This is a genomic window from Pseudokineococcus marinus, assembly GCF_013004605.1.
In the GTDB taxonomy this organism is placed as follows: domain Bacteria; phylum Actinomycetota; class Actinomycetes; order Actinomycetales; family Quadrisphaeraceae; genus Pseudokineococcus; species Pseudokineococcus marinus.
The window spans coordinates 1-5,301 of the sequence record NZ_JABEMA010000216.1 but is presented as its reverse complement, the minus strand read 5'-3'; the positions used below and the strand labels follow the sequence as shown (position 1 = coordinate 5,301).

5 protein-coding genes are annotated in these 5,301 nt (G+C 78.9%); 3 read left to right on the top strand and 2 right to left on the bottom strand.

Going from position 1 to position 5,301, the window contains the following annotated elements; genetic code table 11:
* The 3 genes from HLB09_RS12475 to HLB09_RS12465 all read left to right on the top strand — a co-directional run.
* Window positions 1–2,978: alpha/beta fold hydrolase (locus tag HLB09_RS12475; protein ID WP_171203679.1), on the top strand; the 2,978-nt coding region annotated here is incomplete at its 5' end.
* Window positions 2,975–3,982: an ABC transporter permease gene (locus tag HLB09_RS12470; RefSeq protein ID WP_212771011.1), complete on the top strand. Its 1,008-nt coding sequence runs from the start codon at window positions 2,975–2,977 to the stop codon at window positions 3,980–3,982. The genes HLB09_RS12475 and HLB09_RS12470, both read left to right, overlap by 4 nt.
* Before the next feature lie 295 nt (window positions 3,983–4,277).
* Entirely contained in the window at window positions 4,278–4,628 is a 351-nt protein-coding gene (locus HLB09_RS12465; protein ID WP_171203678.1) for a histone-like nucleoid-structuring protein Lsr2, read from the top strand.
* A gap of 41 nt (window positions 4,629–4,669) precedes the next feature.
* Here HLB09_RS12465 and HLB09_RS12460 read toward each other — a convergent pair whose 3' ends face one another.
* Window positions 4,670–4,888 (bottom strand): hypothetical protein, encoded by a 219-nt coding sequence (locus tag HLB09_RS12460; protein ID WP_171203677.1) that lies wholly within the window; start codon window positions 4,886–4,888, stop codon window positions 4,670–4,672.
* A 61-nt stretch (window positions 4,889–4,949) separates the two neighbouring features.
* Window positions 4,950–5,301, bottom strand: a 352-nt coding sequence (locus HLB09_RS12455) for a glycosyltransferase (protein WP_281359414.1), incomplete at its 5' end; no start/stop codon positions are given.

Below are 5,301 nucleotides of genomic sequence, written 5' to 3'. Positions count from 1 at the left end.
CGGCCGTCGCAGCCCGGCGACCGGGCGCCAGCGCCTCGCCGTCCCCGAGCGCGACGCCCGACGTCGGCGCCGACGTCGAGGTCGAGGAGCTCTCCGTCCCCGTCGGCGCGGAGCCCTCCGCCCCGGACGAGCCCGTGGCCCTCGACGCCGCCGTGTACCGGACGGCGGGCGGCACCGACCGGCGCCCCGCCGTCCTCCTCGCCCACGGCTTCCTCAGCACCCGCGCCGACCGCGACGGGCAGGCGCGCGAGCTCGCCGCCGAGGGCTTCGTCGTCCTCACGTGGTCGGCCCGGGGCTTCGGCGACTCGGGGGGTCTCGTGCACCTCGACGCCCCCGACTACGAGGTCGCCGACGCCCGCGCGCTCGTCGACGTCCTCGCGGAGCGGCGCGACGTCCTCCTCGACGAGACCGGCGACCCGCGCGTCGGCGTCGTCGGCGGCTCCTACGGCGGGGCCCTCGCGCTGCTGCTGGCGGGCACCGACGACCGCGTCGACGCCGCGGCCGCCGCCATCACGTGGCACGACCTCACGAGCTCCCTGGCGCCCTCGACGACAGCGGCCGAAGGCGTGAGCACGCCGGCGGCGGTGACGAGCACGCAGCCCGGCGTCCTCAAGCGCGCCTGGGCCACGCAGCTCGCCGCGAGCCGCGGCGCCCTGCCGGTCGGGGCCCCCGAAGGTGCGGACGGCGGCGGTGCGGACGGCGGCGGTACGGGCGCGGCCGGTGGCCCGGGGCCGGGCGCCTGCGGCAGCCTCGCGCCGGACCTGTGCGCCGGCTACCTCGACGCCATCGCCACCGGCGAGGTCGGGGACGACCTCGCCGCGCTCCTGCGCGCCTCGAGCCCGGCCACCGTGCTCGACGACGTCGACGCGCCCGTGCTCCTCGTCCAGGGCCAGCAGGACAGCCTCTTCCCGCTCACCGAGGCCGACGCGAACGCCCGGCAGCTGGCCGCCGCCGGCAGCGACGTGCGCGTGCGCTGGATCGCCGGCGGCCACGACGCCGGCGCCGGGGCCGGTGGCGGCTTCGGCTCCGCCGAGGACGACCTCGCGCCCTTCCTGCGCGAGGTGCTCGCCGGCGACCCCGCCGCCGACGGCGCCGCCACCTTCCGCGCCGACGTGGTGGAGGACGACGACCTGGGCGCCGCCCTCGGCGCGGCGGCCCAGCAGCCCGGCGCCCCGCCGGTGGCGGGCCTCGCCGAGGAGGACGACGACCGGGAGGTCCTCGAGCTCCCCGGCTACCCGGGCCTCGCGGGGGCCGACGGGGGCGCGCCCGCGCTCGAGGTCCGCGCCGTCCCGCTCGTCGGCGACCCCCAGCAGGTCCTCTCGCCGGCGGGCGGCACGCCGTCCGCGCTGACGACGCTCCCGGGCGCCGGCGCCGCGGCCGGAGCGCTCGGCGGGGGGCTCGCCGCCCTGGGCTCCGCGCTGGCCGTCCTGCCGGGCCAGAGCGCGACCTTCGACTCCGCCGAGCTCGAGGACGACGTCCTCGTGGCCGGCGCGCCGACCGTCCGCCTCGTCGTCACCTCGACGGCGAGCGACGCCACCCTCTTCACGGGCCTGCTCGAGGTGCCGTCCGACGGCCGGGCCGTGCTGCCGCGCCAGCTCGTCGCGCCGGTGCGGCTCTCGGGCCTCGTGCCCGGGGAGCCGACGCGCGTCGACGTCGCCCTGCCCGCCGTCCTCCAGCGCTACGCCGCCGGCTCCACGATGCGGCTGCTCGTCTCGAGCACCGACCAGGGCTACGCGGTGCCGCAGGACGGCCGGGTCTACGGCGTCGCGCTCGCGTCGGAGGACGCCGAGCCGGCGGTGCGCGTGCCGGTGGCGCTGGGCGACGACGTCGCCACGGTCGCGGCGAGCACGGACGACGGCGGCGGCGTCGAGGTCCCCTGGGGCCTCGTGATCGCGCTCGCCGTCGTGCTGCTGCTCGCGGCGCTGCTCGGCCCGGTGAGCCGGCGCGTCGACGCCCGCCGCGCCGCCCCCGCCACCGTCCCCGCGCTCGGCGGTGGGGTCCTCGCCGGCGCCGCGTCGCTCGAGGGCGACGGGCCGCCGCCCCCGCTCGTCGTCGACGGGCTCGCGCTCGTCTACGCCTCCGGCCTGCGCGCCGTCGACGGCGTCAGCTTCACCGTCGGGCGCGGGCAGGTCGTCGGGCTCCTCGGCCCCAACGGCGCGGGCAAGACCTCGACGCTGCGCATGGTCCTCGGGCTCGTGCACCCGACCGAGGGCCGCACGCTCGTGCTGGGCCACGAGGTCGTGCCGGGCGCGGCCGTGCTCTCCCAGGTGGGCGCGTTCGTCGAGGGGCCGGGCCTGCTGCCGCACGCCACCGGCATCGCCAACCTCCGCCTCGCCTGGCAGGCCACGGGCCGCCCGCTCGAGGACGCGCGGATCGACGAGGTGCTCGAGATCGCCGCTCTCGGCGACGCCGTCCACCGGCCCGTCCGGGGCTACAGCCAGGGCATGCGCGCCCGCATCGCCATCGCGCAGGCCATGCTCGGCCTGCCCGACGTCCTCGTGCTCGACGAGCCGACCAACGGCCTCGACCCGCCGCAGATCCGCGCGCTGCGCGACGTGCTCCGCGGGTACGCCGCCTCCGGCCGGGCCGTGCTCGTCTCGAGCCACCTGCTCGCGGAGGTCGAGATGACCTGCACGCACGCCGTCATCATGCGGCGCGGCCAGGTCGTCGCCGGCGGCTCGCTCGAGGAGCTGACGAGCGGCGGCACCGGTGACGGGCACGGCGGCACGGCCGTCGTCGTCGACGACGTCGAGCGCGCCCGCGCGGCCCTCGCCGACCTGCCGGGGGCCCGCGTGGACGCCGCGGCCGAGCACGCCGACGCCGAGGACCGCCCCGTCCCCGGCGACGGCGAGCTCACGGTCACGGGCGCCGAGCCCGAGGACGTCGTCCGCGCGCTCGTCACCGCCGGCGTGGCGGTGCACCGCGTGGCACCGCGCCGCCGGCTGGAGGAGGTCTTCCTGGAGGTGACCGGCACGTGAGCGACGACAGCCCCTCGGACGGGTCCGCCCAGCACGCGGCGCAGGGCACCGACGAGCTCGACCGCGCCCTGCGCGCGGGAGAGCCGGCCGGTGAGCGGGCCGCCGCGCGGGACGACGCCGGGGAGGGCGCCGCCGCGGGCGCGCGCCACGGCCGCCACCGGGGCGACGACGGCGCGGCCCCGGGCTACGCGCCGCGCCGGACCCTCACCGTGCGCGCCGAGGCCGCGCGCCAGCTGCGCCGTCGCCGGACCGTCGTCACGGCCGTGCTCCTCGCGGTGCTCCCGCTCGTGCTCGTCGGCGCCTTCGCCCTCGGCGACGGCGACACCTCCGGCGCCCCGGACTTCGTCGAGCTCGCCACCGAGGGCGGGGCGAACCTCGCGCTCTTCACGCTGTTCGTCGCGACGGGCTTCCTCGTCCCGCTCGTCGTCTCGCTGCTGTGCGGGGACCCGCTGTCCTCCGAGGCCAGCTGGTCGAGCCTGCGGTACCTGCTCGTCTCGCCGGTGCCCCGGCGGCGGCTGCTGCGCAGCAAGCTCGTCGTCGCGCTCGTCTCCTCGGTGCTCGCGGTGGTCCTCCTCATGGTCGTCGCCTACCTCGTGGGGACCCTGGCGTACGGCCCCGAGCCGCTCGTCAGCCCCAGCGGCGAGGCCTTCGACCTCTCCGGGGGGCTGTGGCGCCTGGCCGCCGCGACGGGCTACGTCCTCGTCACGACGGCGGCCTTCGGGGGCTTCGCCTTCCTCGTCGGCACGCGCTCCGACGCCCCGCTCGCGGCGGTCGGCAGCGCCGTCCTGCTCGTCGTCGTCTCGACGGTGCTCGACCAGATCCAGGCCCTCGGCGACCTGCGCGAGGCCCTGCCGACGCACTTCCAGTACGCCTACGTGGGCCTCTTCCAGTCCGAGCCCGCGTGGGACGACATGCTCACCGGCGGCCTCTGGGCGCTGCTGTGGGCCGTCGTGGCGATCCGCCTCGCCTTCTGGTCCTTCGGCCGCAAGGACGTCCTCAGCTGACCCGCCCCCGCGGGCGACGCCGGCGCGCGCGCCTCACGCGGACGCGGGCCGTGCGGGCGGCGCCCCTCCCGGGCCGCCGGGGCCTCCGGCCGAGCCGCCCGGGCCGGACGCCCCGCCGCTCGTGGGCGTCGTGGGGCGGCCCTGCCGGCGTCCGCGGCCCCGAGGTGGAAGAGGTGCTCGTGCGGCGGAGGAGCGGGGGCGGGGCTCGTCATGCCGGCGCACCGCAGGGGCGAGGACCGACACCCCCGCTGCGCCGCGGTGCGCCCGGGTGCCCCGCGTCGGCCAGGATGTGGCCATGGCGCAGAAGACCCAGACCATCCTCACCGACGACATCGACGGCGGGGACGCCACCCAGACGGTGACGTTCTCCTTCCAGGGCACGAGCTACGAGATCGACCTCAACGACGAGCACGCGGCCTCCATCGAGGAGTCCTTCGCCGAGTGGATCGCCAACGCCCGCAAGGTCAGCGGTCGCGGGGCCACCGGCGCGGCGCCCGCGCGCTCGAGCGGCGGCCGCGCGAGCTCGGGGCCCAAGCGCAGCGACCTCGACGCCGTCCGGGCCTGGGCCCGCGAGAACGGGCACGAGGTCTCCGACCGCGGCCGCGTCTCGAACAAGGTCCTCGAGGCCTACGACGCCGCCCACTGAGACCCGCCCGGTCGAGGGCCGCCGCCGGCGCGGGCAGCGGCCTACCGGCGTCGGCGGCGGCGGGCGACCAGAAGGCCGGCGGTGACGAGCACGGCCGCGACCACCGGGGCGACGTAGCTCGGGCCGGGCAGCAGCGGGCCCAGGACGAGGACGAGGAGCACGACGGCCAGCGCCGCGACGAGCCCCTCGACGGCGCTGCCGCGGCGCGGCGGGCTCGAGGGCGACCGCTCGCCCCGGTAGCGGCGGGGAGGCGTGCTCACCGGGGGACCGTACGGGACGGAGCGTGCGCGCCGCCTCGTGCAGCAGCCGCTCGGTGCGCCGTCACGCCAGTCCCTCGAGGACGTCGACGGCACGGGCCGCTCCCCGCTCACCGGCCATCGCCCCGGCCGCCGCGCGCGCGGACCGCCGGTGGGCGGGGGCGGCGGCGAGGCGGCGGGCGAGCCCCTCGGCGGTGAGCCTCCGCGCGGGCAGGGGGGCCGGGGACAGACCGAGGTCGTGCAGGCGCCGGGCCCACCAGGGCTGGTCGGCGACGAAGGGGACGACGACGGAGACCGCCCCGGCGCGCGCGACGGCGTGGACGGTGCCGGCGCCCCCGTGGTGGACGACGACGTCGGCGCGCGGCAGCACCGCGGCGTGCGGGGCGGACGACGCGACGAGCACGTCGCCGGAGCTC

Excerpts from the sequence above, each read along its gene's own strand:
- HLB09_RS12465 (WP_171203678.1), top strand. The coding sequence starts at position 4,278 with ATGGCGCAGAAGACCCAGACCATCCTCACCGACGACATCGACGGCGGG.